Genomic DNA, 223 nt, shown 5'->3' with positions numbered 1-223 from the left:
TAGGATTCGTGACTGGGGTGAAGTCGTAACAAGGTAGCCGTATCGGAAGGTGCGGCTGGATCACCTCCTTTCTAGAGTCGCACTGATCTTCGGATCATCCTCAAGCGTTCACACTTATCGACTGTAAATCAAGAAGAACAGCATTTGGGGCTGTAGCTCAGCTGGTTAGAGCACCGTGTTGATAACGCGGGGGTCGTTGGTTCGAGTCCAACCAGCCCTACCA

1 tRNA gene and 1 rRNA gene are annotated in these 223 nt (G+C 52.0%); both read left to right on the top strand.

Annotated elements, in window-relative coordinates:
* Window positions 1-71, top strand: a 16S ribosomal RNA gene (locus tag H3H36_RS26600); the annotation flags it as partial.
* Window positions 72-146: 75 nt separating this feature from the next.
* Window positions 147-223, top strand: a tRNA-Ile gene (locus H3H36_RS26595).

It is taken from the genome of Rugamonas fusca (genome assembly GCF_014042365.1).
Lineage (GTDB): Bacteria > Pseudomonadota > Gammaproteobacteria > Burkholderiales > Burkholderiaceae_D > Rugamonas > Rugamonas fusca.
This window is presented reverse-complemented; position numbering and strand designations above follow the sequence as displayed.